Origin of the sequence: Pseudoclavibacter sp. RFBJ3, from assembly GCF_002931375.1 — a bacterium.
Classification (GTDB): domain Bacteria; phylum Actinomycetota; class Actinomycetes; order Actinomycetales; family Microbacteriaceae; genus Pseudoclavibacter.
This window is the reverse complement of the sequence record NZ_PSXZ01000001.1, coordinates 172,884-199,261: the sequence shown is the minus strand read 5'-3', so window position 1 is coordinate 199,261 and position 26,378 is coordinate 172,884. Positions and strand designations below refer to the sequence as shown.

The 26,378-nt window shown below is 69.1% G+C and carries 23 protein-coding genes; 8 read left to right on the top strand and 15 right to left on the bottom strand.

The window, feature by feature from the left end; genetic code table 11:
• Positions 1–36 precede the first annotated feature (36 nt).
• Both C5E07_RS00980 and C5E07_RS00975 read left to right on the top strand, forming a co-directional pair.
• Positions 37–885 carry a class II fructose-bisphosphate aldolase gene (locus C5E07_RS00980; RefSeq protein ID WP_104240125.1) on the top strand — a complete coding sequence of 283 codons (849 nt, stop codon included), beginning with the start codon at positions 37–39 and terminating at the stop codon, positions 883–885.
• A 74-nt stretch (positions 886–959) separates the two neighbouring features.
• Positions 960–1,490, top strand: coding sequence for a YjbQ family protein (locus C5E07_RS00975; protein ID WP_104298079.1), 531 nt, complete (start codon positions 960–962; stop codon positions 1,488–1,490).
• 375 nt (positions 1,491–1,865) lie between these two features.
• Here C5E07_RS00975 and C5E07_RS00970 read toward each other — a convergent pair whose 3' ends face one another.
• From C5E07_RS00970 to C5E07_RS00945, 6 genes are all read right to left on the bottom strand, one after another.
• Positions 1,866–2,819 carry a sugar-binding transcriptional regulator gene (locus C5E07_RS00970; protein WP_104240123.1) on the bottom strand — a complete coding sequence of 318 codons (954 nt, stop codon included), beginning with the start codon at positions 2,817–2,819 and terminating at the stop codon, positions 1,866–1,868.
• Between the two features lie 267 nt (positions 2,820–3,086).
• A complete protein-coding gene (locus tag C5E07_RS00965) occupies positions 3,087–4,388 on the bottom strand; it encodes an NAD(P)H-dependent oxidoreductase (RefSeq protein WP_104240122.1) in 1,302 nt (433 codons plus the stop codon).
• A 44-nt stretch (positions 4,389–4,432) separates the two neighbouring features.
• Positions 4,433–4,918 (bottom strand): transcriptional regulator GutM, encoded by a 486-nt coding sequence (locus C5E07_RS00960; RefSeq protein ID WP_104240121.1) that lies wholly within the window; start codon positions 4,916–4,918, stop codon positions 4,433–4,435.
• A 3-nt stretch (positions 4,919–4,921) separates the two neighbouring features.
• Positions 4,922–5,296 (bottom strand): PTS glucitol/sorbitol transporter subunit IIA, encoded by a 375-nt coding sequence (locus C5E07_RS00955; protein ID WP_104298078.1) that lies wholly within the window; start codon positions 5,294–5,296, stop codon positions 4,922–4,924.
• An 86-nt stretch (positions 5,297–5,382) separates the two neighbouring features.
• A complete protein-coding gene (locus C5E07_RS00950; protein WP_104240119.1) occupies positions 5,383–6,459 on the bottom strand; it encodes a PTS glucitol/sorbitol transporter subunit IIB in 1,077 nt (358 codons plus the stop codon).
• Entirely contained in the window at positions 6,456–7,058 is a 603-nt protein-coding gene (locus C5E07_RS00945) for a PTS glucitol/sorbitol transporter subunit IIC (RefSeq protein WP_104240118.1), read from the bottom strand. The genes C5E07_RS00950 and C5E07_RS00945 overlap by 4 nt, the downstream gene beginning before the upstream one ends.
• 275 nt (positions 7,059–7,333) lie before the next feature.
• On the opposite strand from C5E07_RS00945, the gene C5E07_RS00940 reads away from it, so the two are divergent.
• Complete coding sequence (locus tag C5E07_RS00940) at positions 7,334–8,218, top strand: aldo/keto reductase (RefSeq protein WP_104298077.1); 885 nt, start codon at positions 7,334–7,336, stop codon at positions 8,216–8,218.
• Positions 8,219–8,572: 354 nt separating this feature from the next.
• Complete coding sequence (locus C5E07_RS00935; protein WP_104298076.1) at positions 8,573–9,457, top strand: helix-turn-helix transcriptional regulator; 885 nt, start codon at positions 8,573–8,575, stop codon at positions 9,455–9,457.
• 194 nt (positions 9,458–9,651) lie between these two features.
• Here the strand turns inward: C5E07_RS00935 and C5E07_RS00930 are convergent, their stop codons facing one another.
• From C5E07_RS00930 to C5E07_RS00915, 4 genes are all read right to left on the bottom strand, one after another.
• Entirely contained in the window at positions 9,652–10,068 is a 417-nt protein-coding gene (locus C5E07_RS00930; protein ID WP_104240115.1) for a cupin domain-containing protein, read from the bottom strand.
• 84 nt (positions 10,069–10,152) lie between these two features.
• A complete protein-coding gene (locus C5E07_RS00925) occupies positions 10,153–11,214 on the bottom strand; it encodes a zinc-binding dehydrogenase (protein WP_181057685.1) in 1,062 nt (353 codons plus the stop codon).
• A gap of 518 nt (positions 11,215–11,732) precedes the next feature.
• Entirely contained in the window at positions 11,733–12,782 is a 1,050-nt protein-coding gene (locus C5E07_RS00920; protein ID WP_181057683.1) for an aromatic acid exporter family protein, read from the bottom strand.
• A gap of 57 nt (positions 12,783–12,839) precedes the next feature.
• Complete coding sequence (locus tag C5E07_RS00915) at positions 12,840–13,499, bottom strand: hypothetical protein (RefSeq protein ID WP_104298075.1); 660 nt, start codon at positions 13,497–13,499, stop codon at positions 12,840–12,842.
• 37 nt (positions 13,500–13,536) lie between these two features.
• Between C5E07_RS00915 and C5E07_RS00910 the strand changes: the two genes are divergently transcribed.
• Complete coding sequence (locus C5E07_RS00910; protein WP_104298074.1) at positions 13,537–14,475, top strand: alpha/beta hydrolase fold domain-containing protein; 939 nt, start codon at positions 13,537–13,539, stop codon at positions 14,473–14,475.
• A gap of 63 nt (positions 14,476–14,538) precedes the next feature.
• On the opposite strand, the gene C5E07_RS00905 is transcribed toward C5E07_RS00910, so the two are convergent.
• The 3 genes from C5E07_RS00905 to C5E07_RS00895 are packed head-to-tail and all read right to left on the bottom strand — an operon-like array spanning position 14,539 to position 19,250.
• On the bottom strand, positions 14,539–15,669 hold the full coding sequence (locus tag C5E07_RS00905) for a hypothetical protein (RefSeq protein ID WP_104298073.1): 1,131 nt from the start codon (positions 15,667–15,669) through the stop codon (positions 14,539–14,541).
• Entirely contained in the window at positions 15,666–17,627 is a 1,962-nt protein-coding gene (locus C5E07_RS00900) for a hypothetical protein (RefSeq protein ID WP_104298072.1), read from the bottom strand. Before C5E07_RS00900 ends, C5E07_RS00905 begins: the two co-directional genes overlap by 4 nt.
• A gap of 3 nt (positions 17,628–17,630) precedes the next feature.
• Positions 17,631–19,250: a phenylacetate--CoA ligase family protein gene (locus C5E07_RS00895; protein ID WP_258063730.1), complete on the bottom strand. Its 1,620-nt coding sequence runs from the start codon at positions 19,248–19,250 to the stop codon at positions 17,631–17,633.
• Between the two features lie 171 nt (positions 19,251–19,421).
• On the opposite strand from C5E07_RS00895, the gene C5E07_RS00890 reads away from it, so the two are divergent.
• Both C5E07_RS00890 and C5E07_RS00885 read left to right on the top strand, forming a co-directional pair.
• Positions 19,422–20,417 carry an intradiol ring-cleavage dioxygenase gene (locus C5E07_RS00890; protein WP_104298071.1) on the top strand — a complete coding sequence of 332 codons (996 nt, stop codon included), beginning with the start codon at positions 19,422–19,424 and terminating at the stop codon, positions 20,415–20,417.
• Positions 20,418–20,446: 29 nt separating this feature from the next.
• A complete protein-coding gene (locus C5E07_RS00885) occupies positions 20,447–20,740 on the top strand; it encodes a twin-arginine translocase TatA/TatE family subunit (protein ID WP_104298070.1) in 294 nt (97 codons plus the stop codon).
• On the opposite strand, the gene C5E07_RS00880 is transcribed toward C5E07_RS00885, so the two are convergent.
• Positions 20,692–23,268 (bottom strand): excinuclease ABC subunit UvrA, encoded by a 2,577-nt coding sequence (locus C5E07_RS00880; protein WP_181057681.1) that lies wholly within the window; start codon positions 23,266–23,268, stop codon positions 20,692–20,694. The genes C5E07_RS00885 and C5E07_RS00880 overlap by 49 nt on opposite strands.
• Positions 23,269–23,413: 145 nt before the next feature.
• Here C5E07_RS00880 and C5E07_RS00875 point away from each other — a divergent pair, with 145 nt between their 5' ends.
• Entirely contained in the window at positions 23,414–24,595 is a 1,182-nt protein-coding gene (locus C5E07_RS00875) for a Gfo/Idh/MocA family protein (RefSeq protein ID WP_104298068.1), read from the top strand.
• Positions 24,596–25,242: 647 nt separating this feature from the next.
• On the opposite strand, the gene C5E07_RS00870 is transcribed toward C5E07_RS00875, so the two are convergent.
• Positions 25,243–26,283, bottom strand: coding sequence for an NAD(P)-dependent alcohol dehydrogenase (locus C5E07_RS00870; protein ID WP_104298067.1), 1,041 nt, complete (start codon positions 26,281–26,283; stop codon positions 25,243–25,245).
• Between the last annotated feature and the right edge of the window lie 95 nt (positions 26,284–26,378).

Sequence of the window (26,378 nt, the reverse complement as noted above, 5' to 3'; positions counted from 1 at the left end):
GCTCCCCCACAGGGCCACCAGAGAGAAGACCAACACATGCTCATCGGACTCGACGAAGCGCTCCGCTACGCACAGAAGAACAACATCGCCATCGCGGCGGTCAACACCCCCTACTTCGAGGGGCTGCTCGGCACGATCTCCGCCGCCGAGAAGGCGGGCGTTCCCGTCATCCTGCAGCACGCGCAAGTGCATGAGAGCACCCTGTCGATCGACGACATCGGGCCGGCGATGCTCGCCCTCGCGACGCGCAGCGAAGCGCCGTTCGTGCTGCACGTCGACCACGGCGAGGACATCGAGTACATCGCTCGCGGCCTCGACATCGGCTTCAACTCCGTCATGATCGACGGCTCGACGCTGCCGTACGAGGAGAACGTCGCCCGCACGACCGAGGTCGTGAAGCTCGCGAAGGAACGCGGCGTGGGGGTCGAAGGCGAGCTCGGCGTCATGACGGGCAACGAGAACGGCGACCCGAGCCAGGGCATCGCCGACGAGACCCTGTACACGGAGCCGGCGCAGGCGAAGGAGTTCGTCGAGCGCACCGGCGTGACCGCGCTCGCTGCCTCCTTCGGCACGGTGCACGGCATGTACCACCAGGAGCCGAAGCTCAACTACGAGCTCATCGAGCAGCTGCGGGACGCAACGGGCGTCCCCATCGTCATGCACGGCGGCTCCGGGCTCAGCCTCGACGAGTACCACCGTTCCATCACGCGCGGCGTCCGCAAGATCAACTACTACACGTACGCGGCGAAGGCGGCACTGGATGCGGCGCTCCGGGCCGCGGAGCAGCCCAACACCATCCTGTTCCCGAAGGTCGCGAAGGCGGTCTCCGCGCAGGTCGAGGCCGACGTGGCCGAGTTCATTCAGGCCCTGCGCCCGGGCGCCTGAGCGGAGCCAGCCACACCAACCGACATCTGCGCGCGCGCCGAAGCACGCGCATCCACGACCACGAAGGAACACCGATGACCGTCTACCAGACCACCCTCCAGCTGCAGTCGCACGGCGGCACGCCCAGCTACATCGACGTCACGGCGGAGGTGAAGGAGGCGATCGCGGCGAGCGGCATCACGGCGGGCACGGTCACCGTCATCTCTCCTCACACGACGTGCGCCGTGTTCTTCGAGGAGTTCGTGCACGACCGCCTCGAGGACGGCACCGAGTTCCTGCAGGCCGACCTCGACGACGTGCTGAACCGCGTCGCCCCGAACCAGACGGCCGTGCCGCCCGAGGGCGAGTACCGCTACCCGGGCCCGGAGCACTACGCCGACGTCGAGTCGTGGCCGGACGCCGAGGTGTACCTGCCCGGCGGCGACAAGACGGCGCTGCTGAATGCGGAGGCGCACATCAAGTCGACGATCATCGGCTCGAGCGAGGTGTTCGCGGTCATCGACGGCAAGCTCGGCGTCGGCGTCACCGGGTACATCTACTTCGTCGACTTCGACCGCACGCGCGCCCGTTCGCGCAAGTGCCAGGTCGTCGTCATGGGCGAGTAGGCGCGCGCTCCCCCTCCGAGCATCCGCCTCCGCTGACGCCGCCAACGACGTCGGCGCACCGACGCCGCCGTTCGATCGCACCCTGACTCCCCGTCAGCGGCACGATCGACCGGCGGCGTTCTGCGTCTCTGAGCCGTGGCGACGGTTTGGACGTGGCCGCGGTTTGGGACGTGGCTGCGGTTTGGGACGTGGCTGCGGTTTGGGACGTGGCTGCGGATGCGGAGGCATCGTCGCGTGTCGATCCCAGAGTTCCCTGCCCTGGCAGCTGCGCTCCGCACAGCCCGCGCCTCCCGGCGAACCGTTGAGGGCGGCAAGAGTCAGCCAGAGGCATGGAGATCCGCCGCGGAACCTGACTCTTCGGGCCCGGGCAGCGCCCTACACGAGCTCCACGAGCGCGCGCGCGAGGTCCTCGTCGAGGATCACGCCGTCGAGCGCCCCCGTGCGGAGCGCGCCGGCGACCCCAGGGGCCTTCTCGGCGCCAGCGGCGAAGCCCACGACTTCCGGGATCTTCGCCAGCTGGCCGAGGGTGATGCCGATGACCCGCTCGGAGACCGGTGCGCCAAGGGCGCGCCCCTGGGCGTCGAAGAAGCGACCGCAGATATCGCCGACGGGCTGCTGCGCGTCCAGCTCGGCGCGTTCGGCATCGCTGAGCCGCATCGCGGAGACGATGTGCCTCGACGCGTGGAGCCCGTACGAACCGATGCCCACGAACGCGAGCTGCACATCCGTCGCCCGCTTGATGGCCATGGAGATCGACGATTCCCCGGTGAGCGCAGCCCAGGTCTGGGGCGACTCGACGACGGCGGGCGACTCGAACCGGAACGCCATCGCCCCCGACTTCTGCGAGAGACGCTCCAGGGCCGTGTTCCCGGCCGGCCCCGAGTCGAACGGCATGCCGCCGACGAGCGGGCACAGCGTCAGCGCGCGCCCCGTGGACTCGACGTGGATCTGCTCGACGAACGCGTCGATCGACTTGCCCCAGCTCAGGCCGACAGAACCGACCGAGGGCACGCGCTCCGCGAAGTAGTCGGCGGCCGCTCCGGCCACGATGTCGAGGGGATTCCTGCCCGGCAGCGCAGAGACGACGACGGCGGCACCGACACCGAACGCATCCGTGATCTGCCGTTCGAGCTCATCGACACGACCGACGACGTGGGGGTCGTGGATGCGGATCTCGACGATCCCCTGCTCGCGTGCCGCCGACAGGATGCGTGAGACGCTCGCCCGCGAGACGCCGAGTGCTGTCGCGACGTCGCTCTGGGAGAGGCCGTCGAGGTAGTAGAGGCGCGCTGCTCGGACGAGGGTCTCGGCGTTGCGGGGTGCTGGCATCCCGAGCCTTCCTTCCTGTGGGTGGTGCAGAGCGACGCGCAGGCTGTGCTGGGCAGGAGGCGCAGCGCTGCTCACTCCTGCGTGGCCCTGCGGTGCGGGACGTCTTTCCCAGATGGCGACGGCTCCCGCACCGCGCTCTCGCGCCGTTCGGGAGCCGCCCCGACGCCGCACGCTTGGCGCGGCATCGGTGATCCGGTTCACATGATCCTATCGACCGACGATCAGGCGCCCGGTCCAGCCGGGCGCCCGACGGGTGTCGGACGGGGGTCAGGCGCCGATGACGCCAGCCGCGACCAGCGAGTCCTGCAGGCGGCGCATCGCGATGAGCGGACGCGTCTCGTCGAGCTCGACGTCGTCGTAGGAGACGATCTCACCCGCCTTGATGTCGCGCTTCAGGATGCCGCCGGAGATGAGCCCGATCGGGATCGAGTTGTCGGCGCGTGCCTCGTCGGCGTCCACGGCCCAGCCGTGCACGTGGTGCCCGCCCATGCCCTCGAGCTTCGTGCCGGCGGCGAGGTCGAACTTCGCCTTCGAGGCGACCTCGGTGCGCCACGTGGTGGTCTGGAAGTCGGCGCGACGCTCGAGCACGGCCTCGCTGATCGAGAGGATCGCCTCGACCGAGGCGAGGTGGTACGGGCGGTAGAGGGCGTAGTACGGCCCCTTGCCGAGCTTCAGGTAGTCGAGCTCGTGCGTGACGACATCGTCTTCCGACTTCACGACGACGAACACGCCTGGCGCGACATCGCCCTCGACCGTGTACTCGACGGCCGGGGTCGAGGTGAGGACTCCGCCGTCCTCGACGGGGATGAGCGTGGTCGCGAGCGTCGCGATGTCGGCGGCCGGGCCGTGCATGCCCGGCTTGTTGACGGGGAAGCCGGTCGCGTTCGAGAGGGAGGCCATCTCGATCTGCGTCTTCGTTCCGTCGGTGAACTCGCACAGGATGCGCGGGTTCATGTTCTTGGCCTTCGCCTCCTCCATGACGTCCTCCGGCACGTCCGTCGGGCGGTTCGGGTTGTTCTTGCCCTTGCCGGCTGCGACGACGGTGAGGCCGAGGTCGGTGGCGTGCTCGACGAGCTTGAGCGCCTCGACGGGCTCGTCACCGCGGCAGATCGTGTAGATCTGCTGTCCGGCGTTGGCGATGCTGGCCAGGAAGAGCCCCACCGTCACGTCGGCCTCGACGGTCATGAGAGCGACGTCCTTCTTTCCGAGGAGCGACGCGTAGGCGACCTGCGCTGCGATCTCGGTGACACCGGAGACCTCCAGCACGACGTCGACGGGGAGCTTCGGGATGAGGAGGCCGTCGTTGATGACCACCGGGCGGCGAGCCTCGATGTGCTCGGCGACCACGGCGAGGTCGGTCTCGACCTGGACGTCGCTGCGGCCGGCGCGAGTGTACGCATCCACACCGCGCTCGACGGCGATGTCGGCGACGACGGCGACCTCCATGCCCTTCGCTCGCTCGATCTGGGCGATGAGGCCTGAGCCCATCTGACCGGCCCCCACGACGCCGACGCGGATGGGGCGGCCGAGTTCTGCTTCACGCTGGATGAGGCGCTGGGTGTAGTTCATGTGCGTTCCTTGCTGAGTTCGTGGGGTGGGGTGCTGATCAGGGGCTAGTTGCTGACGCGGGAGAGGCCGGCGAACTGCTTCGGGGCCGCGCCCTTGACAGCGTTGGGCTGCGCACGCTTCGTCTTGCCCTTGACCGGCGGCAGCGTGACCTGGGCGCGCACCGTGTGCGGCAGCATGCTGATCGCCTGGCGGACGGCGGTTCCGAGGTGCTTGTGGCGGGCCTCCGCGCGGTCGTAGACCGTCGTGAGCGGGCCCTCGAGGTCGGGTGCGGGCTTCAGGCGTCCGAAGACGCTGAACCCGAGGAGCGCGCGCGCCTCGACGACCTCGAGCGTGGTCGGGTCGACGAGCAGCACGGCGATCGCGCCGCGGAACGCGCCCTTGCCTCGACCGCTGACGAGGTTGAGGTTCTTGCCGGCGTTCGCCTTCGCGATCTCGTTGACCTGGCTCATGTAGGCGCGCATCTGCACGACCGTCATGAACATGCTCAGGACAAGCGCGAGGACCAGAACGGCGGGGAATCTCCAGTCCATGATCTACACCTCGTTCCGGCGCACGCTGATGAGTGCGCCCTCGGCGGGAGTCGTGAGGGTGCCGGTCGCCTGGATGGCGCCCGGGAGGAGCGCGGTGTCCTCCGCGTTCAGGTAGAGCACCACGTGACCCAGTTCCTGCAGGTTCGGGTTGGCGAGATCCCCGACCGCGGTGACCGTGACGGCCTCGTCGCCGATCACGAACTCGTCGCCGGCCTGCACGGGGACGAACTCACCCGAGTGGCCCTTGTGCACGAGGCTGACCTCGGCGAGCGCATCCGGAACGGGTTCGCCGAAGAGGATGTAGACGCCACCCTCGAACATGTCGTTCGCGTCGGGTCCGATGCGTGCGATTTCTGACTGCCAGATGGTCGTGGACACGTGGTGGTCCTTTCTTGAGGCGAGAGGTTGAAGCGAAGTTCAGGGGTGGATGCGCGGGCGGGCCGGTGCGGCCCGCCCGGCGCCCACTAGATGAGGAGGAAGGAGGCGAAGTAGGCGAGCACAACCGCGAGGGGCGACGTGATCTGCCTGGAGAACAGCACGGCTGGGACACCGACCGCGACCGTCTCCGGCTCAGCCTCACCGAGGGAGAGACCGACGGGGATGAAGTCACAGCCGACCTGGCCGTTCACCGCGAAGAGCGTCGGCAGTGCGTACTGCACCGGCAGCGCGCCTGCCGCGATCTGCGTTCCCATGAGCACGCCGACGACCTGGGCGATCGCGGCACCTGGGCCGAGGATCGGCGACAGGAAGGGGAGACCCGTGATGACGCCGAGCAGGATCAGGCCGATCGGGTTCGAGGCCAGCGGCGACACCGCGTTGGCGATGAAGTCCGAAGCGCCCGTGTAAGTGACGACTCCGATGAGGAGCGAGACGTACGCCATGAACGGCAGGATCGTGTTGAGGGTCAGCTTGATCGCCTGGCGGCCCGAGGAGAGCAGCGTGTTGATGAAGTAGCCGATGGCGTTTCCGAACTTCACGACGAAGCCCGTGAATCCGCTTCCCTGCGCTGCGACCCTGGCGCGTGCATCCGCCTTGGCCTTCGCCGCGACCTCTTCCGGGCTCAGGCTGGGCGCCTCGGCTGCGGCCGGGGCACCAGCTGCTGCCGTTGCCGCCGCGTCGAGCGCGACGACGTCGCGAGGGGCGACGTCGGAGACGAAGATGTCCTCGGTGATGAACTGGGCGAGCGGGCCGCCCGGTTCGCCGGGGTACACATCCACCGTCGGGATGCGCTTCTTCGGGTACACGCCGATGCGCGCCGTGCCACCGCAGTTGATGACCGCGCAGAGCACGTTCGCGTCCGGCACGTTGTTCTTGAAGCCGTCGACGGCCTCAGCGCCCGTGAGCTCTGCGATCTTCTGGGCGACCGGGTGGATGCCACCACCCGTGACCGACAGGACGATGTTCTTCTCGGCGTTGGGGACGAGCGTCAGCCCGTCGCCCCAGCCGCCGCGACCGCGGTTGACCTTGACGCCCTTGTAGTCCGCGGTGCTCGCGCCGCCGTCGGCCGAGTTGGCGTTCGTGTTCTCAGCGTCTGTGCTCACAGGACACCACCTTCGCTCTTGGAGCCCTGGAGGTGGCCCTCTGCATACATCTCGTCGAAACGAGCGAACGTCGCCTCGTGTCCGCCGCGCTTGATGAGGATCTTCGTGATCCACTGCGTCGTTATGCCGCGGATGAAGATGACGACGATGCCGACCATGAAGTACAGGGCCGCGAGGGTCGCGTACTTGTCCGGTGCGATGGAGAGGACACCGGCGGAGATGCCCGTCCAGACGAACAGCTCACCAGCGTTGGCGTGAGGCAGGAACGCCGTGACCGGGTGCACGAACGACACTGCGGAGTCGTAGAAGGCCGGCTTGTAGCGCTCGGGGAGGAAGCGGCCGAACGTGTACGCCATGGGGTTCGTCAGCATGATGACCGCGATGATCGGCATGACCGTGTAGCGCGTGATCGCGTACTTGCCCGCCCAGCGGACGGCGCGCGTGACGCGCTCCTCGCCGATCCACGTGGTGACGGCGTACATTGCCGTGAGCAGCACGAGAAGCAGGGGGAGGATGCCCGTGATGAGGCCCATGAGGCTCTCGGCGGAGGCGTTGAAGAGGCCGATGAAGTTCTCGGCGATCCAGGTGATTACTTCCATGCCGGCTGCCCTCCCGACGTGGTCGTCGAGCTGTGCTCGACTGTGCTGGCCGCGGGGGCGGCGAGCGGCGACGTAAACCGCATGTTCTGACTCCTTTGTCGGGGTGTGCACGAAGTTGCAAATAGATATGATCGTTTGTGCACCTGCCGAAAGTGTAGGCATGCGGGACCCCGTGCGCAAGTGCGGGTTTTCACCCATCCGAAACGGCTTCGGTTCGGCTGACAGGTTCTGTCAGAACCTGTCACCCCTCAGCCGCCAGACGTAGCGTTTTCAGCATGAGCACCACGAACCTCACCCTGAACAACGGCGTCGAACTGCCCAGCATCGGCTTCGGCGTCTACCAGTCCGCCCCCGAGGAGACCGCAGCCGCCGTCGCCGAAGCCCTGCGCGTCGGCTACCGCCACATCGACACCGCCGCCGCCTACGGCAACGAGCGGGAAGTCGGCCAGGCGATCGCCGCATCCGGAGTGCCCCGCGACGAGATCTTCGTCGAGACCAAGGTCTGGATCAGCGACTACGGCTTCGACGAGACCCTCCACGCCTTCGACAAGTCGGCCCGCAAGCTCGGCCTCGAGCAGCTGGACCTGCTCATCCTCCACCAGCCGCTCCCCACCGACTGGGAGAAGACGATCGGCGCCTACCGTGCCCTCGAACGGCTCTCCGCCGACGGCAAGGTGCGCGCCATCGGCGTCAGCAACTTCATGCCAGACCACCTCGACCGGCTGCTCGACGCGACCGACATCGTGCCGGCCCTCAACCAGATCGAGTTGCACCCCTACTTCCAGCAGAAGGACGTGCAGGAAGCGGATGCGCGCCACGGCATCCTCGACCAGGCCTGGTCACCCATCGGCGGCATCACGTTCTACCGCGAGGGCGACGGCGGAAGCACGCTGGAAGACGCGACGATCCGCGCCATCGCGGACGCCCACGGCAAGAGCCCTGCGCAGGTCATGCTGCGCTGGCACGTGCAGGAGGGCCGCTCGGTGATCCCCAAGTCGGTCAAGCCGCATCGCATCGCCGAGAACTTCGACATCTTCGGCTTCGAGCTCACGCCCGACGAGGTCGCCCAGATCGACGCCCTCGACAAGGGCGTGCGCCGCGGGCCCGAGCCCGAGTCGCTGACGCTGGAGGCCTACGGCATGCCCATCCCCGAGGCCTGATCCGCGCGGCCTGACCGGTGCGGCCGCGTGCCTCTCTGCGCTGAGCCTCCCTTGCGGTGGTTCTCCCCTCGCGGGTGTCCAACTCCCGGGACCGGAACGCCCGCGCAGGCCCGAACCGCGCGCCTGAGCCGATCTACTCCCGGAAGTTGGCCAGCCACCCGTCGTCAACCGAGTCGGGGCCTGCCTGGCTTGCCTCCGCCCCTGTCCAACTTCAGTGCAGAATCAGCTCCGACGGGAGCTCTACTCGCGTTCCCGCAGGAATCTGCACTGAAGTTGGACAGCGGCGCGTCTGCATCCGCCACCAGGTACTCGCGGGGCCTCCCTCGCTCGAGCCCGCGGGCGTAGCTTGGACACATGAACGATGTGCGCGAGCAAGTGAAGGAGTTCCTCAGCTCCCGCCGGGCGAAGATCACCCCCGAGCAGGCTGGGCTGCCGGCCTACGGAGGGAACCGCCGCGTCGCGGGACTGCGGCGCGAAGAGGTCGCGATGCTCGCCGGCGTCTCCGTTGACTACTACGTGCGGCTCGAGCGCGGCAACCTGTCGGGCGCATCGGAGAGCGTGCTCGATGCCATCGCGTCGACGCTGCAGCTCGACGAGGCCGAGCGCGAGCACCTGTTCAACCTCGCACGGGCGAGCGCTCCACCCAGGCGAGTGTCGAGGAAGCGGGGCGGCGGCGAGCTGCGCGCCTCGGTCCGGCAGATGCTCGACGCGTTCTCCGAGGCTCCCGCGTGGGTGCGCAACGACCGGCACGACGTCCTCGCGGCCAACCGCCTCGGCCGGGCGCTCTACTCCCCCGTCTTCGACGACCCTCGCCGGCCCGTCAACACGACGAGGTACATCTACCTGAATCCGGCGGCCCGCGACTTCTGGCCGGACTTCGACCGCATCGCCGCCGACGCGGCATCCATGCTGCGGATGGAAGCGGGCCGGAACCCCCACGACCCCCAGCTGCACCAGCTCATCGGAGAGCTGTCGACGCAGAGCGAGCTGTTCCGCGAGATGTGGGCGGCGAAGGACGTGAAGTTCCACCGCAGCGGCGTGAAGCGCCTGAACCACCCGGTCGTCGGCTTGCTCGAGCTGAACTTCGAGTCGCTGCCGCTGCCGAGCGAGCCCGGCCTCACGATGAACGTCTACACGGCCGCCGAGGGAAGCCCCAGCGCCGACGGCTTGCGGCTGCTCGCATCCTGGGCGGCGACGGAGTTCCCCGTCGAAACGCAGGCAGCCTTCCAGCAGCAGTAGGCGCGAGCCGGCTGCCTGTTGCCTGTTGCCGCCCTGCTGCACGCCCCTCGTACGCACGCGAAATTGAGCCAGACGCATCCGCCCACAAGGGTTCTGGATGCGTCTGGCTCACACTTCAAAGGCGCGAGGCGTGCAGGGTCAGCTGGTGGCCGAGCGGCGCGTGAGGCCCTGCCGACCGTCGCGCGTGCGCCCGCTCACCACCCGCTCTGCGGGTATTCCTCCGGCGTGAGCAGCTCACCCCAGACCGTCTCGGGCTCGTCGGAGTCAGCGCCTGGAGCTTCCCAGAGCGCGAGGTGGCACATGAAGTTGTCGGCAGATGCGCCGTGCCAGTGCCACTCGCCGGCCGGGGTGTGGACGGTGTCGCCCGGGCGCAGCTCGATGAGCTCCTCACCACGCGACTGCACGTAGCCGTACCCCTCGGTGACATGCAGGGTCTGACCGACCGCGTGGCGGTGCCAGGCGGTGTGCGCGCCCGGTGTGAAGCGCACCAGGTTGAGGCGGGTGCGTGACGGCTCGGTGCCCGCGTAGTAGGCGTTGAAGTAGACGTCACCGGTGAACCACTCGGCTGGACCTTTGCTGGTCGCGCTCTTCGGCTGGAGTTCTGTGCTCATGAGGGTATTCCTCTCGACAATCGATCACGCATTTTCGGTTCGCGCGCGGCCGCGCACGCGGCGAGCGTGCGCGGCCGCTGGCGCCTACATCTGAACGAGCACCTTGAGGGCTTCGCGCGCATCCATGGCGGCGTAGCCGGCCGGCACCTCGTCGATGCCGATCGTGCGGTCGAAGACGCGGCCGGGGTTGATGTCGCCGTTCAGGACCTGCTGGATGGCCGGTTCCATGTAGGCACGGACAGGGGCGGGCCCACCGGTGAGGGTGACGTTCTTGCCGAAGAGCGAGCCGAATCCGATGGGCGCATCCTCGTACTGGGGCACGCCGACCCGGGAGATGACGCCGCCGGGGCGCACGATGCCGTAGGCCTGCTCGTAGGCGGGCATGTGGCCGACTGCTTCGAGGACGACGTGGCTGCCTTCGCCGTTCGTGAGGTCCATGACCTGCGCGATGCCGTCGTTACCGCGCTCGGCGACGACGTCGGTTGCGCCGAAATCGATGCCGAGGTCGGTGCGCGAGGTGTGACGACCCATGAGGATGATGCGCTCGGCGCCGAGCTGCCTGGCGGCGAGCACAGCTGAGAGCCCGACGGCGCCGTCACCGATCACGGTGACGGTCTTGCCCGCCTCGACGCGGCCCATGTGGGCTGCGTGGTAGCCGGTCAGATACACGTCGGACAGCGTCAGCAGGCTGGCGGCGAGCTCAGCGCTCTCCCCGCGTCCGAGCGCTGCGGCGTCGACGCCGGGCACGACGACCAGGCTGCCGTCGGCCTGTGGGATGCGGGCGAACTCCGCCTGCAGGCCGCCGACCTCGCGGCTGCCGTAGAAGCCGCCGTGGAGGCACGACGTCTGCACACCCTCGCGGCAGAACACGCACGTGTTGTCCTGGAACGCGAACGGCGCGATGACGAAGTCACCGACCTTCAGGGTCGTGACGGCGGCGCCGATCTCCTCGACGATGCCGATGAGCTCGTGTCCCATCGGGGACCCCTCTTCGCTCGCCTGCATCGAGTGATACGGATGCAGGTCCGAGCCGCAGATGCACGCCTGCGTGACGCGCACGATCGCGTCCGTGGGCTGCTGGATGGTCGGGTCGGCGACGCTCTCGACTCGGACGTCGCCTGCCGCGTACATGAATGTGGCCTTCATGGGTGCCTCTCGTTGCGCTTCCGGGAACGGCAGCGCGCCGCCGCCCTCGTCGAGAGCACCGGCCGCCGCCGTTCCTCCATTGGATCGCTACCAGCCTGCGCCCGGGAGGGGCAGGTGTGCCAGGTACTGGCATGCCCTGCCACGGCGCGCGCGGCGGGTGACCAACATCAGTGCAGAAGCGGGGGCTTTCGCGGCCGCCCGCATCCGCATCGCGGATATTGCACTGATCTTGGACAGCGCACGGCGAGAGCCTCCGCCCAGCGAGACTGAGCGGCAGGGGTTAGGCGGGAGGTGCGGCAGGGGTTGGCAGGGGATGCGGCGGCACGAGCGACCTGCGTCACGCAAGGTCCGCGCCAGCGCTCCGTGTCCAACATCAGTGCAAAGTCGGGCTCTGGCAGCGGTTTTCGAGCCTCCGGTGCCGATTTTGCACTGATCTTGGACAGCGCGGCGAGAGACTCGGCCGAGCGAGCCCGGACGACCGGCTGCGCGAAGGCGGAGGGGGCGGGCGTGCCCTGCCGCTACGCGTCGGCGGTGAGCCCCTCGTGGATGCGGCGGAGGTCTTCGATGAGGGAGCCGATGAGCACCCAGCTGCCGCCCTTTGGCGCCGAGACGACCAGCGGGGCGGTGAGGGCGGGCGGTTCGAGGATGAACCCGCGGGGCTCTCCGGGCTCGCTCGGGATGAGGATGCGCGTGTCGTGGGCTGCCCGTCGGAGCTGCTCGGCGATCGCGATGGCCTGCGGCTCGTCCGCGAGGGTCGGCTCCCAGTGCTCTGCGACGGCGCGGGTCATGCCGGTGAGCTGTGTGACGATCGGGCGGAAGCGGTCGAGGAGCTGGCGGCACTCGACGAGCTCCTCATGGTGGCTCGACTTGCGCGGGTTGAAGGCGAGGGACTCCAGGCCGTCGGCGATGGAGTTCTCTGCGGCGCCCGCCATGGGGCGCAGCAGGCGCGCCTTGAGGAGCATCTCGGTGAGGCTCGCGGCGGTCTGCGGCTGCTCGATGGCGTCGGCGAGTCGCTCCAGTGACGCGGCGATCTCGTTGCCGAGCATCGCGGTGTCGCGCTGCGCAGGCCCGACGAGCACTGGCGGCAGGATGATGGCGTTGACGAGCAGCCCGAAGGCCGCGCCGATGAGGGTCTCGAGGATGCGGTCGAGCGCGTACTCGGGCGTGGATGCGCCGAGCGCGAGCACGAGCATGGCGCTGATGGCGACCTGGTTGCTGGTCGTTGCGGTCATGCGCAGCAGCCAGGCGACGATCATGGCGACGACGATCGCGAGGAGGATCACCCACGACTGGGGGCCGAGCACGAGCGAGATGGCGCTCGCGACGGCGACGCCGATGACGACGCCGGCGCTTCGCTCGAGCGCCTTCGCGAACGACTGGTTGACGCTCGGCTGCACGACGAGCAGCGCGGCGACGGCGGCGAACACCGGCAGTGGGCCAGGGATGAGCCACCCTGCGAGCAGCCACGCGCCCACGGCCGCGATGGCGGTCTTCGCGACCTGCAGTGCGGGCACGCGCTTGCTCGCCTGAATCCGGTCGAGGCCGGTGAGACGGGAGAGGGAGCGCACTGACTCAGCGTAGGCCGCGGGCCGGGGACGAAGCTCAGCGAGGGCCAGGAGCCTCGGTCAGGACGTGGTCGCCGTGAAGATGACGAGGGCCAGGACGACGAGCAGCAGGATGACGAAGATGAAGACGCCGCCGGCGATGAGCAGGGCGAGGGCGACCGGGTGCGCCTGCCACCACGGTACGAGGCGAGGGTCCCGCTGGCGCAGCTGCGGCGGCGTGACGAGCTCGGGGACGGACATCCACGGCACGCCCCGGCTCGCGAGGTCCTGCATGATCGCCGTGAGCTGCTGCGTGCTCCACATCTGTCCGACGAGGATCAGCAGGCGGCGGTCGTGGCCCGTCACGATGAGGTGATGGGTGGGAGGTCCGGAGAAGCCGCCGAATGACATCCGGTCGACCGTGACGACGCTGGTGGCCTCGGCCGCCGCGAACCGGCGGGTGCGGAACATCCACTTGTGCTCGATCCAGCCGTCGCCGAAGCGGATGTAGGTCTCGCGCATCGACTTGCGCGCGAGCCAGATGGAGAGCGGCACGGAGCCCCCGAGGAGGACGACGATCAGTGCGCCGTAGCCGAAGCCGAGCCAGAAATCCTGCAGCGAGAAGATGACGGTGAGGATCAGCAGGAGCGGGGCGAGCATCCCGAGGCTGATCCAGGACTGCCGCATGTTCAGCGCGACGGCACGGCGCTGGGTTTCCGGGGAGAGGCGTAGCTCGTGCATTCGAAGAGCCTAGAGCGTGTGCCCGTATGGTGGGCGGATGCCGAGACGCTCGCCGACTGCACCGCACGGGGTGGATGCGACGGGGTCCGCCGTCGCTGGCCCGAACGGCCCGGTGGCGATCCGGTCCTACGCGCCCGCCGCGAGCGCTGCCCGGCTCTCGAGTTCGCCAGTGATCTGGCTGCACGGCGGCGGCTTCTATTCCGGCGGCCTCGACCAGCCGGAGACGCATGAGGTCGCGCTCGCGCTCGCGCGCGCGCGGTTCGAGGTGACGACCGTCGACTACCGGCTCGTGACGCTCGGCGGGCGCGACCGGGCCCAACGCGAGGCGTCCGGGTCCGCGCAGCGGTCGGAGCGGTCTGGACGCGCACCACAGTCGGGACGCTCAGCTCGATGGGAACGCGACCGTCGCCCCGACGTGCGGTTCCCGGTGCCGCTCGACGACGTGCTCGCGGTCGTCGAGGCGGTCGCCTCCCGGTCGGGTCGTGATGTGGTGCTCGGCGGGGCGAGTGCCGGTGCCTGCCTCGCTGCGGCGGCGGCGTACCGGCTCGCCCGAGCTGAGCGCTCTCCCGTGCGGGGCCTGTTCCTGACCTACGGGACGTTCCACGCGCAGCTGCCGCCCCGGTCCTCCGAGCTGCTGAGCCGACTGCGCGGAAGCCGCCGCTTCGTCCACACTCCCTGGCTCATCGGAGCCATGAACCTCAACTACGCGGGGAGCGAGGACGTGCTCTTACGTCCGGACGCGTTCCCCGGCGGGCACAACCTGACGGGCTTCCCGCCGTCGCTGGTGGTGGACGCGGACCGCGATGCGATGCGCGCATCCGGTTCGTCGTTCGCGCGCGAGCTCGCCGCAGCCGGCGTCGACACCGAGTACCGCGTGATTCCCGGAAGTGCGCACGCCTTCCTCAACCGGCCGCGCGACCCGGCCTTCACTCGCGGCATAGACCTGATCAGCGAGTGGATGCGGTGCCTCGACTGAGCGGACTCAAGCGGACCCGAGCGGACCCGCGCGGACGACGCGTTCCGCGCAGCGGGGCGCTGTTCAGCGTCGCGGGGCCCGGGGCGGGTGTGGGTCTCTCGGAACTCCGACGCGCGTGACGAACAGCGGCACGTCGCGGCGGGAGAGGCCGAGCCGGTAGCGCAGCTCGCCCTGCGCGAGCGAGGAGTCAATCACCTCTGAGGCGGGCGCGAACGCCGCCCCGCGCGCGGTCGCACGCAGCCAGAGGCGCATGAGCGCCTGGCCGGCCTCGAGCACTCGCGCGGGTGGCAGCCCGAGCGGGGAGTTGAGCACCCGCGTGATCTCTGCCCCGGAGCCGAGGTCGAGCAGCTTGGTGTCGGCGACGAGCACGAAGGCCGTCGCCTCGGCTGGGGCGTCTTCGTCGGCGGCCGACACTGGCACCTCGAGCAGCACCCGACGCCACAGCTCGCCGAGCGGTGCGGCGACGCCGACTGCCGCGTCTCGAAGGCGCCGCTTCCTGGTGAACGCGGAAGCGAACCGGGTGGCGAACGCGGGGATGCCGAGCGCCTTGTCGTTCAGCCCGTCGACCGTGTAGCGCGGATGCGAGGGGTGGAGCCGCAGCCAGTGCGCGAGCTCGCGCGCCACAGCCGGCTCTCGCAGGGTGTCGGCCGTGCCGAGGGACGAGAAGTGCCGCAGATCGTCGGCGTCGACGGGAACGAGCCGCAGCCACTCGGGGAGCGAGCCGGAGAGCTCGAGCACCAGACCACGCGCGGGCTCGAGCCCGCTGCGCACGGTCTTGCGTGCGGCGAGCATCCGTCGCTCGGAGTCGGGGTCGAACGCGGACTCGGCGTGCTGTTTCGTGTCGCCGCCGGGCGAAGACACGGTGTCGTGGTGCAGCTGGATGCGGAGCACCGGTTCGTCGTTTCTGGCCTGCACGATCGCTTCCGGGTCGGCAAGCGCGGGGAGGAGCTCGACGTCGAAGGCCACGCCGTGCGATGCCGCGCTGACGCTGAAGGCCTCGAGCCACGCGCCGAGGCCGAGCAGCGTGTCGCGACCGGTCGGGTCTGCGGCCGGGAGCGTTCGTCTTCGCGAGACTCTCAGCTCCACGGCCACCCCGTCACCGATCATGCGCGGCGACCACGGCTGGGTGTTGTGCGCTGACGGTGCCGACGCTGCGTCGGCGATGATCTGATTCAGCGTGTGGATGCCGGTCATGGTTGCTCCCCCTGGTTCGTCGCCTGCTGCTGCCCCGCGATCGCTGTGTCTGCGCCCTGACTGCCCCGAGTGCCCACGGGCCGCCGGTAGAACACCGTGCCGTGCAGCTCCGATCCGCCCATCCTGCTGAGCTGCCTCGCCGAGGCGGGGTTGTCGAGGCCGATGTAGGTCGAGCGCAGTGCCGTGTAGCCGCCCTCGATGAGTGCCTCACCGACGGTGCGCCCCAGCAGCGAGCTGATCCCGCGACCGCGAGCGTCGGGCGCCGTACCCTGGATGGTGAGCACCGCCTCCCGTGGCTCGCGCCGTTGGCGCCAGATCTCGAGCAGCTGCCTCGCCCCGATGCGACCCGAGGAGCGCTGAACGATGCGGGTCACATCGGGCACGCAGAGCAGGAAGCCGAGTGGCGCACGCGTCTTCGCATCGAACGCGAACACCCAGATGGCGGGGTCGATGATGGCGACGAGCCCGCTGGTCGCCTCGCGCATCTGCGCTGGCGAGATCTGCGTGTAGTAGGGCAGCTCGGCGAAGGCGGCGTTGACGAGCTCCCGCTGGCGAGCGACATCACGTGCGAACCGAAACCGCGACGCCCGTTCGATGGCGATGCCGGCGGCCTCGAGTTCGGCCTCGGTCGGAGCCGTGAAGGCGTCGCTCTCGATCTGTCCGAGGCGACCCTGCTCGAGCCGGGCGATCCATGTCGCCGACTCGTTCCACGTCGTGAAGCCCAGCCCCTCGTAGGCGCCTGGCACCCAATCCGGGTTCCAGGCCCCCTCGACGAATCCCCGCTCGCCGAAGCCCGAGGTGATGACGCCGCCCACTTGGTTGGGGAGCAGGGTGACAGGTCCGAGAAGCTCGCGCCGACCTGTCTCCGCGGCACGTTCCTCGACGGCTCCGATGATCGCTCCGAGCGCCTCCGCGTCGGCCGCGGCGACGGCGCCGAACAGCTGCAGGCTCGATCCGAGCTTCGCGTCGAGGGCGCTGCTCGTGTGCGTGACGGCGCGGGCGACCGGTGCTTCCCCGCGGTAGGCGAGCAGCAGCTCCACCTTCGACTCGTGCGCGTGCTTGTCCTTCCACCACGAGCGGAGTGTCGACTCGAGCACCGGCACCTCACGGCTCGGGTCTGAGACGCGCCCCGGCAGCTCGACGAACTCCAGGAACTCGAGCTCAGAGCTGACGCGTCGCACCTCGAGCGCAGGCCGCGACGCGTCACCCGCTTCCGTCTCTCGACGCGTTGCGCCTTCCTCGAGACCCGCCAGCTCCTCCTCGCTCGCGAAGAGTCGGATGAACCCGGCGTCGGCGTTCTTGGTGTCCTTCACGATCCACTGCATGAGGTGCCGGTGCTCTGGCATCCTCGCGAAGCGGATGAGGGCGTCGCGCGTCGAGAAGTTCGCCAGCGTGCCAAGCGTCCACGGCGCCTCCCAGTAGATGCCGTGCCAGCAGTAGTCGGGCATGCGCCGCATCTTGCCGGTCATCCGGCCCCAGATTCGACTCGTCACTGCCCAGGCGAGCGGGGTCGTGTAGCGGGTCGCACCCACGAACATCGATGCGGTGTCGAAGATCGTGTGCGACGGCGGCGGGATGGGCGTCGTGAGCCGCTTCGGCTTGCGCGTGGGCTCCGCGACGAGCGGTGGCGTGCGCCCTTCGGCCCGTTCCTTGGCGACGGGGGCGAAGTGGGGGTTGTGCGCCATCTCGCCGGGTGGCGGCTCGGGGTCGGCCCGCCAGATGCCGTTCGAGTAGCCGCGGGTCTCGGCGAGCAGGAGCTTCGTGCGCCCGTCGTGTCGAGCGGCGACCTCGCGGGCGCGCTCGACGCTCGCGAAGAGCAGCAGCTCCGCCGAGACACGGCGGTCGCGGAGGCGCCGCCGCCAGATCACGCCCTCCCGCTCGGCGCTGCGCCCCTCGACGATGACAAGAGCCTCCGCCCTTCCCTGGATGGGCGCCTTCGAGAAATCGGTGGTGTACACGGCCTACTCGGCGTTCTTCACGACGTAGACGTTCTTGATCTTCGCATTGCCCCCGGCGAACGGCCCCGTGCCGAAGGAGTGCACCTCGATGCGGAGGTCACCCGTCGTCGGGTCCTCGTCGAGCGACTGGGCGAAGTCGCGCGAGACGGAGGCGAGGTGGTCGACGATGCCCGCCCTCGTCGTCTCGCTGAGCGTCGCGAGCTCTTCGCTCGAGAGCGCCGCGCCCTCGCGCAGCTGGAGGTGCACGACGGGCCGCTGCTCGTGGCCGTCGAGCTCGAGCAGCCCGAGCTTGAACGACTCGATGTCGCCAGCGTGCGGGTTGTCGCGGTAGAGCCCGTTCTCGATGTCGATCGGATAGAGGTTCGCGCCCATGTACGAGATGGTCGAGTCCTTCCTGCCGAAGAGCAGGAGGAACGGCAGCTTCATGCGCTGCACCGCGAATGCGCGATGGAACGCCCGCGACAACGCCGGGTCGAGCTCGGCGATCTTCTCCCGCACCTCGGGGAACGAGAGGATCTTCGCCTCGTCGCCGATGTTGTAGCGCAGCTTCGGGCTGAGCACGGCAGACGAGTTGAGGGTCACGACGAGCTCGTTGCTCGCGTTCGTCTCGAGGTACGTCTCGAGCGGGTTGTACTGGAAGACCATCGGGATGCGCGACTCGTCATCACCGAGGAGCGCCCGCCTCAGCCGCTCGTCGGCGAACATCGCCCGGCGCAGCCACACGCATGCGTCGGACTCGCCCGCCATGCCGATCGTGAGGTCGGATGCCCCGTACCCCGAGTACACGCGGCCGAAGCGCTCCTCCAGGTAGTCACGCAGCCCCTCGGTCATCGCCTCGCCTCCGACGAAGCCGTTGAGCCGATGCTTCGACCAGTCGAACCACTCCTCGCCGTCGAGCCGGTCGCGCAGGTGCTTCAGGAACGGTGGGTAGGCGCTCACCAGGTACTGGTACTTCGGGCCGAAGTGACGGATGGTGTCGACGATCTTGTCGATGTCCGGCCCGGTGTTCTTGACCATCGAGATCTTCGACAGCGCGTGGCCCGTGTTGGTGCCGGTCGCCCAGGCCCCCATCGAGAAGGCGTTGATGCCGAAGAGCTTCTTCGTGCCGAACAGGAGCGTGATGTAGCCGGCGACGTTGTTGTGGATGGTCTTCAACTCGTGCCGCCCACGGATCCAGTTGAAGGGAGAACCGCTCGACCCGCTCGACTCATCGACCACGGTGCCCACCGTGTCGATCTCCCCGCCCCAGCAGCGCTCGTCTTCCGTGTAGCGCTTGACGTAGTCGTCCTTGCTCGTCTCGGGGTAGCTCGAGAGCTGCCACCACCGGAACGTGAAGTCGTTCTCGTGCAGCCACCGCTGGTACGCGGGCACGTCGAGGTTGGCGCGCTGGCAGATCATCCAGGCGTTGAACTTCGCGAAGTCGCCCATGGCCGGCACGTAGTGGCGGGCGGTCCACCGCCAGACGGCGGGGTGCAGGTGGTAGAGGTCGTAGGTCTTCGTGAGCGCACCGGAACCGAGGCGCAGCAGCGTCTGCCGCAGCTTGGATGCACGCTGCAGGCCGGCTGGCCCTGGGCTCGCCGCTGTGCCTGTCCCCGACTCCCGAACACCGATCTGCTGCGTCACGTCGCTCCCCCGCCTCTCGCCACCGCCGAAGTGTGGGCATAGCTAAGCACGGGCCACGGACATTCAGCCTGGGATCAACGCCATAGGCAGGGCATAGGCAGGGCATAGCCCCCTCCTGGGCAGGCGACTCATGCTGACGTTCATCCCACGATGAAGAGCAGGAGCACCGCCATGATCAAGATCCCCGAACCCGACCTCACGCCTGACGGACCCGCCTACGAGGGCAGGCTCCTCGACCGAGCGGACGAGGAGGTCGTCGACCAGGGCGTCGCCTTCGACATCGGCACGCTCCTGTCGCGGCGCGGACTGCTCAGCATCTTCGGAGTGGGCGTCGGAACGGTCGCCCTCGCCGCGTGCACCCCTGCCGGGTCGGGTGCTGCGGGCACCGCCGCGACGACGGCAGCTGCCACGGCTAGCCCTACCTCGAGCGCTTCGGCAGCGGCCGGCGCCCTCCCAGCGAGCGAGATCCCCGACGAGACAGCCGGCCCCTATCCGGGCGACGGCTCGAACGGCGCGGATGTGCTCGAACAGTCCGGGGTCGTGCGCAGCGACATCCGCACGAGCATCGGCAGCAGCACCGCAGCTGCCGGCGTGCCCATGACGCTCACGCTCACGATCCTCGACATGGCGAACGGCGACCGGCCGTTCGAGAACGTCGCCGTCTACGTCTGGCACTGCGACGCCACAGGTGGCTACTCCATGTACTCCGAGGGCATCGAGAACGAGACCTTCCTCCGCGGGGTCCAGGTCGCCGACGGCTCCGGCAGCGTCACCTTCACGTCGATCTTCCCTGCCTGCTACACGGGCCGCTGGCCGCACATCCACTTCGAGGTGTACCCGACGGTCGACGACATCACCGAGTCCACCAACGCGATCTCGACCTCGCAGGTCGCGCTGCCCGAGTACGCCTCGAACGCGGTCTTCGCGCTCGCGGGCTATGAGGGCTCCGCCTCGAACCTTGCCCAGGTCAGCCTCGACTCCGACAACGTGTTCGGCGACGACGGCGGAGCCCTGCAGCTCGCAACCGTCACGGGCGATGCGACGAGCGGCTACAACGTCGCCCTCACCGTGCGCGTCGACACCACGACCGCCCCGACCGCAGGCGCGGCCCCCTCCGGCGGTGGCGGTGCCGGAGGGCCAGGCGGCTCCGGCGGACCCGGGAACTGATCGACCACCGACAACCGAAGGATCCCGACATGCTCGCGAATCTCACCGGCTGGCACGGCCTCGCCGTGCTCGCCATCATCGTGCTCATCTTCGGCGCGTCCAAGCTGCCCGCCCTCGCGAAGAGCGTCGGACAGTCGATGCGCATCCTCAAGACGGAGGTGCGAGACCTGGACACCGAGGCGACCGAGGCACCCCCGGTGACCGCTCCGGAGGTCAGCACCGACGGTCACCTCAAGGGAGGAACGCCGAGCCAGCCGCGAGGAGCGGTCCCGGATCAGCACTTCCCGGATGCCGCCAGCCGCTCCACGGCGAGCTTCAAGTAGGGGGCGGTCGCGCTGCCGTCGGCAGCCGCCACCTCCTGCGGCGTGCCCTGCGCGACGACCTCGCCGCCCTCGTCCCCCGCACCCGGCCCCATGTCGATCACCCAGTCCGCGCCGGCGACGACGCGCATGTCGTGCTCGACGAGGATGACGGTGTTCCCCAGATCGACGAGGTCGTGGAGATGCCCGAGGAGGCGATCGGAATCAGCGGGGTGCAGCCCTGATGTCGGCTCGTCGAGCAGATAGAGGGTGTCGCCCTGCTGAGCCCGACGCAGCTCGGCAGCGAGCTTCACGCGCTGCGCCTCGCCGCCCGAGAGCTCCGGCGCGGGCTGGCCGAGCGACACGTAGCCGAGCCCGACATCGGTGAGCGCATCCAGATGCTGGAGCACCTCCGCCCGACCGGCGAACTTCTCCCGCGCCTCGGTGACGCTCATCGCGAGCACGTCCGCGATCGACGACCCCTCGTACTCGATCTCCAGCGTCTCCGCGTTGTAGCGCTTCCCGCCACAGGTCGAGCACGGTGCCTGCACCGTGGGCAGGAAGAGCAGCTCGACCTCCATCGTCCCCTCGCCCTTGCACGTCGGGCAACGGCCGCTGGGGAGGTTGAACGAGAATCGGCTCGCCGAGTACCGCCTGCGCTTCGCCTCATCCGTCGCCGCGAACAGGGAGCGGATGCGGTCGAACAGCCCCGTGTAGGTCGCGACGTTCGAGCGTGACGTGCGCCCGATCGGCGCCTGGCTGACCTGCACGATGCGCGTGAGCCGCTCGGCCGGGCCGATGGCTCGCCCGCGCGTGGTCTCCGCCGCGACGGCGACCATGGGGTCTGCCCCGTCCGGCTCCTCATCGGCGACAGCCTCGCCCAGCTCACTCGCAAGACTCGCGCGGAGCAGGTCGGGCAGCGCCTGGTTCACGAGCGTCGTCTTCCCCGAGCCCGAGACCCCCGTGACCGCGGTCAGGCAGCCGAGCGGGAACGCCACGGACAGTCCGCGGATGTTGTTGCGCACCACACCCTCGAGCGCCACCTGCTGCTCCCTGGGCCGAGCCTCACGCAGCTTCGGCTTGGGCGAGTCCTCGCAGTCGAACAGGTAGCGCCGCGTCACCGATTCCTCGGCGGACCGCACCCCCTCGAGAGCGCCCGAGTAGACGATGCGGCCGCCGGAAGCCCCTGCCCCCGGGCCGATGTCGACGATCCAGTCCGCCTCGCGGATCACGTCGAGCGAATGCTCGACGTAGAAGACCGTGTTGCCCCGATCGCGGAGCCCGCGCAGGATCCGGAGGAGCGCCTCCGTGTCGGCAGGATGCAGACCCGCCGACGGCTCATCGAGCACGAACACGACACCGAAGAGCCCCGCGAGCAACTGGTTGGCGAGCCGAAGCCGCTGCAGCTCACCGCCGGAGAGCGTCCCCGTCTGCCGGTCGAGCGAGAGGTAGCCCAGACCGAGGTCCGAGAGCGGCGCGAGTCGCGCGCACAGCTCACCAGCCAGCCGTCGCGCGGCGAGGTCCTGCTCCGGGGCAAGCGCCTCCCCCTCCCGCACCCAGCCGGGTTCGAGCACACGCTCCATCAGCACGGCCAGCTCGCGCAGCGGCATCGCCGCGAGCTGCGTGATGTCGAGCCCCTCGAACGTCACGGCAAGAGCATCCGGCTTCAACCGCGTGCCCCGACACGACGGGCACTGCACGCTCTCCATGAACGCGGCCGCCTTCTCGCGCATCCGCTCGCTCTTCGAATTGGCGAAGGTATCGAGCACGTACCGCTTCACGCCGACGAACGTGCTCATGTACGAGGGCTCGTCGCCCGCCGCCACCGCGGCGCGAACCTGCGCGGGCGACCTGCCCGTGAACACTGGCACCTGCGGCTTCTCCGTCGTGTTCAGCAGCCACGACCGGCGCTCGCTGGGAACCTCGCGCCACGGGATGTCGATGTCGTAGCCGAGCGAGACGAGGCTGTCCCGGAGCTGCTTGCCGTGCCAGGCCGTCGGCCACGCGGCGATCGCCCCGTCGCGGATGCTCAGCGACGCATCCGGGATCATGAGCGACTCGGGCACCTCGTAGACGCGGCCGAGCCCATGGCAGTTCGGGCAGGCACCCTGCACGGTGTTCGCCGAGAAGTCCTCCGCGAGCAGCATCGGCGCACCCTCCGGATACACGCCGACCCTCGAGAACAGCATGCGCACGACATTCGCGATCGTCGACGTGCTCCCGACCGTCGAACGAGCGCTCCCGCCTCCGCGTTGCTGCGGGAGCGCGACCGCAGGCGGCAGGCCCTCGACCGAATCCACGTCGGGCGGCGAGACCTGGTTCATGAGGCGGCGTGCGTAGGGTGCGACCGACTCGAAGTACCGCCGCTGCGCCTCGGCGTACAGCGTCCCGAACGCGAGCGAGCTCTTCCCCGAACCCGAGACCCCCGTGAACGCGACGAGGGCATCCCGCGGGATATCGACATCGACGTCCCGCAGATTGTGCTCGCGGGCGCCTCGGACCACCACCCGGTCCGGCGCTGCAACTGATGTGTGTCCTTCGACGAAACCCATCGGAACAGCATGACTCGCGCTCTCGACCCGAAACTGAACGCTCCAGGTAACGCAAGGTTACGCAGAGCTACGACACGACCACACCGGGTAGAAATGTCTCGTTGTCCGAACATATGACAGCTCCAAGCTGGACAAAGGAGTTCCCATGACCGACCAGCCCACCACCACGCCCCGCACCATCGGCGTCGGCCTCATCAGCGTCGGCTGGATGGGTCGCCTCCACTCGCGCGCCTACCGGGCCGTCCCCGACCACTTCCCCGAGCTCGGCATCAAGACGCGGCTCGTCGTCGCCGCCGACCCCGTGCCGGAAGCCCGCTCACAGGCAGAAGAACGACTCGGCTTCGAGCGCACCGTCGCCGACTACCACGAAGTGCTCGCCGACCCGGAGGTCGACGTCGTCTCGATCTGCTCCCCCAACTTCCTGCACGCCGAGATGGCCATCGCGGCAGCCGAAGCCGGGAAGCCGTTCTGGATCGAGAAGCCCATGGGACGCTATGCGTCCGACTCGCGGCGCATCGCATCCGCAGTGGATGCCGCCGGCATCGTCACGGCTGTCGGGTTCAACTACCGCAACGCACCAGCGATCGCGCACATGAAGCAGCTCATCGAGGAGGGCGCCATCGGCCGCGTCACGAACGTGCGCGGCGCGCTCCTCGCCGACTACTCGTCCGACGCCCTCGCACCGCTCACGTGGCGCTTCGAGCGCGAGCGCGCCGGATCCGGCGTGCTCGGCGACCTGCTCTCGCACGGCCTCGACCTCGCCCAGCACGTCGTCGGCCGCATCGGCAGCGTCTCCGCGACTGCCGAGACCTTCATCACCGAGCGCCCAGCCCCGGGCACGGGCATCGTCGACCGCTCCGCCCCCTCAACCGGCGAGCTGAAGCCCGTGGAGAACGAGGACTACGCCGCCCTGCTCATGCGCTTCGACAACGGCGCCATCGGCATCATGGACTCCAGCCGCATCATGCGCGGCCCCCGCGCCGAGTACGCCCTCGAGGTGTATGGCACGAAGGGCTCGCTGCGGTGGGACTTCCAGCGCCTCAACGAGCTCGAGGTCTGCCTCGACTCGTCGAACCCGTACGGCTACACGACCGTCTACATGTCCCCCGGCCACGGCGAATTCCACCGCTTCCAACCGGGCGGCGGAACCGGCATGGGCTTCGACGACCTCAAGACCATCGAGGCGGCGCGGTTCCTGGAGAGCGTCGTCACGGGCAGGCAGGTCGCTCCGTCGGTCGCCGACGGACTCGTCGCCGCGCAGATCGTCGAGGCCGCGGAGGCGTCCATCGAGGACGGATCCTGGCACGACGTGCCCGCCCGCGCGTAGCCGCCGGCACGGCTTGCGCCCCAACGCCCACCGCGCAACGAGATTCGGGATGGGCTCCACGCCTCCGGATGGGTTGCAACCCACCCGCATGCGCGAAAGCCATCCCGAAACTCAGCGCCGCATCCCGGCCGGACGCCCTGCGGAACGCCCACCGCACGACGAGCTTCGGGATGGGTTCCACGCCTCCGGATGACGTACAACCCACCCGCATGCGCGAAAGCCATCCCGAAACTCAGCGCCGAGGCCGCGGAGGCGTGCATCGAAGACGGCCGCTGTCACGACATGCCCGACGCGCGCGTAGCCGCCGGCGGCGCCCGGCAGAACGCACGGCACGACGCCCGCCGCGCAACGAGATTCGGGATGGGCTCCACGCCTCCGGATGACTTACAACCCACCCGCGTGCGCGAAAACCACCCCGAAACTCAGCGTCGCATCCCGGCCGGATGCCCTGCGGAACGCCCGCCGCGCAACGAGATTCGGGATGGGTTTCACGCCTCGGGATGGGTTGCAACCCATCCGGAGGCGTGAAACCCATCCCGAAACTGAAGATCCGCGCCAGGCGCCGGCGCCAGAACGCCGCGCCGGCGGGAGAGCCGCCGCGCCGGCGCCAGAACGCCGCGGCGCCGCTAGAACGTGGCGGCGCCGCTCTAGAACGTGGCGGCGTCGATCACGAAGCGGTAGCGCACGTCCGACTTGAGGACGCGCTCGTAGGCCTCGTTGATCTGCGCGGCGTCGATGAGCTCGATCTCCGGCGCGATGTCGTGCTCGGCGCAGAAGTCGAGCATCTCCTGCGTCTCGCGGATGCTCCCGATCGTCGATCCTGCGAAGGAGCGGCGGTTGTTGAAGAGCGTGAACGCGCGCACGGGGATCGGCTCGGCCGGCGCACCGACGTAGACCATGGTGCCGTCGAGCGTCAGCAGGTTGAGGTACTGGTCGATCTCGAGGTTCGCGCTCACCGTGTTGATGATGAGGTCGAACGTGTTCCGCAGTTCGGTGAACGTGGCCTTGTCGCTCGTCGCGTAGTAGTGCTTCGCTCCGAAGCGCAGCCCGTCTTCCTGCTTGCTGAGGGTCTGCGAGAGCACGGTGACCTCGGCACCCATGGCGACGGCGATCTTCACGGCCATGTGACCGAGGCCGCCCATGCCGACGACGGCGACCTTCTTGCCGGGTCCTGCATTCCAGTGGGCAAGCGGCGAGTACGTCGTGACACCGGCGCAGAGCAGCGGGGCGGCCTTCTCGTACGGGATGCTCTCCGGCACGCTGAGCACGAAGTCGGCGTCGACGACGACGTTCGTCGCGTATCCGCCCTGCGTGATGCTGCCGTCGCGGTCCTTGCCGCCGTACGTCATGACGTTGCCATTGGTGCAGTACTGCTCGGAGCCGGCCTTGCAGTTGTCGCACTCGCGGCACGAGTTGACCATGCAGCCAACGCCGACGCGGTCGCCGACCTTGTGCTTCGTGACGTCGGAGCCGACCTCGGCGACCGTGCCCACGATCTCGTGGCCGGGGGCGAGCGGGTAGGGAACCTGGCCCCACTCGCCGCGCACCGTGTGGATGTCGGAGTGGCAGATGCCCGAGTAGGCGATGTCGATGAGCACGTCGTTCGCTCCGACGTCGCGGCGCTCGATGGTGATGGACTCGAGCGGTTCGGTTGCTGAGGGGGCGGCGTAGGCCTTCGCGGTCGTCATTCGTGCTCCTTCGGGATGTGCGTGGAGGTCGTTCGCTCGCCTGCTCCGGTTCTCAGAGCACGGCGGGACCGAGGAGACTCTATGCCTCGCCCCGA

Bases quoted from the DNA above. Each gene is read 5' to 3' on its own strand.
- C5E07_RS00980 (WP_104240125.1), top strand. From the start codon at position 37: ATGCTCATCGGACTCGACGAAGCGCTCCGCTACGCACAGAAGAACAAC.
- C5E07_RS00975 (WP_104298079.1), top strand. From the start codon at position 960: ATGACCGTCTACCAGACCACCCTCCAGCTGCAGTCGCACGGCGGCACG.
- C5E07_RS00970 (WP_104240123.1), bottom strand. From the start codon at position 2,819: ATGCCAGCACCCCGCAACGCCGAGACCCTCGTCCGAGCAGCGCGCCTC.
- C5E07_RS00965 (WP_104240122.1), bottom strand. From the start codon at position 4,388: ATGAACTACACCCAGCGCCTCATCCAGCGTGAAGCAGAACTCGGCCGC.
- C5E07_RS00960 (WP_104240121.1), bottom strand. From the start codon at position 4,918: ATGGACTGGAGATTCCCCGCCGTTCTGGTCCTCGCGCTTGTCCTGAGC.
- C5E07_RS00945 (WP_104240118.1), bottom strand. From the start codon at position 7,058: ATGGAAGTAATCACCTGGATCGCCGAGAACTTCATCGGCCTCTTCAAC.
- C5E07_RS00940 (WP_104298077.1), top strand. From the start codon at position 7,334: ATGAGCACCACGAACCTCACCCTGAACAACGGCGTCGAACTGCCCAGC.
- C5E07_RS00935 (WP_104298076.1), top strand. From the start codon at position 8,573: ATGAACGATGTGCGCGAGCAAGTGAAGGAGTTCCTCAGCTCCCGCCGG.
- C5E07_RS00930 (WP_104240115.1), bottom strand. From the start codon at position 10,068: ATGAGCACAGAACTCCAGCCGAAGAGCGCGACCAGCAAAGGTCCAGCC.
- C5E07_RS00925 (WP_181057685.1), bottom strand. From the start codon at position 11,214: ATGAAGGCCACATTCATGTACGCGGCAGGCGACGTCCGAGTCGAGAGC.
- C5E07_RS00915 (WP_104298075.1), bottom strand. From the start codon at position 13,499: ATGCACGAGCTACGCCTCTCCCCGGAAACCCAGCGCCGTGCCGTCGCG.
- C5E07_RS00910 (WP_104298074.1), top strand. From the start codon at position 13,537: ATGCCGAGACGCTCGCCGACTGCACCGCACGGGGTGGATGCGACGGGG.
- C5E07_RS00905 (WP_104298073.1), bottom strand. From the start codon at position 15,669: ATGACCGGCATCCACACGCTGAATCAGATCATCGCCGACGCAGCGTCG.
- C5E07_RS00890 (WP_104298071.1), top strand. From the start codon at position 19,422: ATGATCAAGATCCCCGAACCCGACCTCACGCCTGACGGACCCGCCTAC.
- C5E07_RS00885 (WP_104298070.1), top strand. From the start codon at position 20,447: ATGCTCGCGAATCTCACCGGCTGGCACGGCCTCGCCGTGCTCGCCATC.
- C5E07_RS00880 (WP_181057681.1), bottom strand. From the start codon at position 23,268: ATGGGTTTCGTCGAAGGACACACATCAGTTGCAGCGCCGGACCGGGTG.
- C5E07_RS00875 (WP_104298068.1), top strand. From the start codon at position 23,414: ATGACCGACCAGCCCACCACCACGCCCCGCACCATCGGCGTCGGCCTC.
- C5E07_RS00870 (WP_104298067.1), bottom strand. From the start codon at position 26,283: ATGACGACCGCGAAGGCCTACGCCGCCCCCTCAGCAACCGAACCGCTC.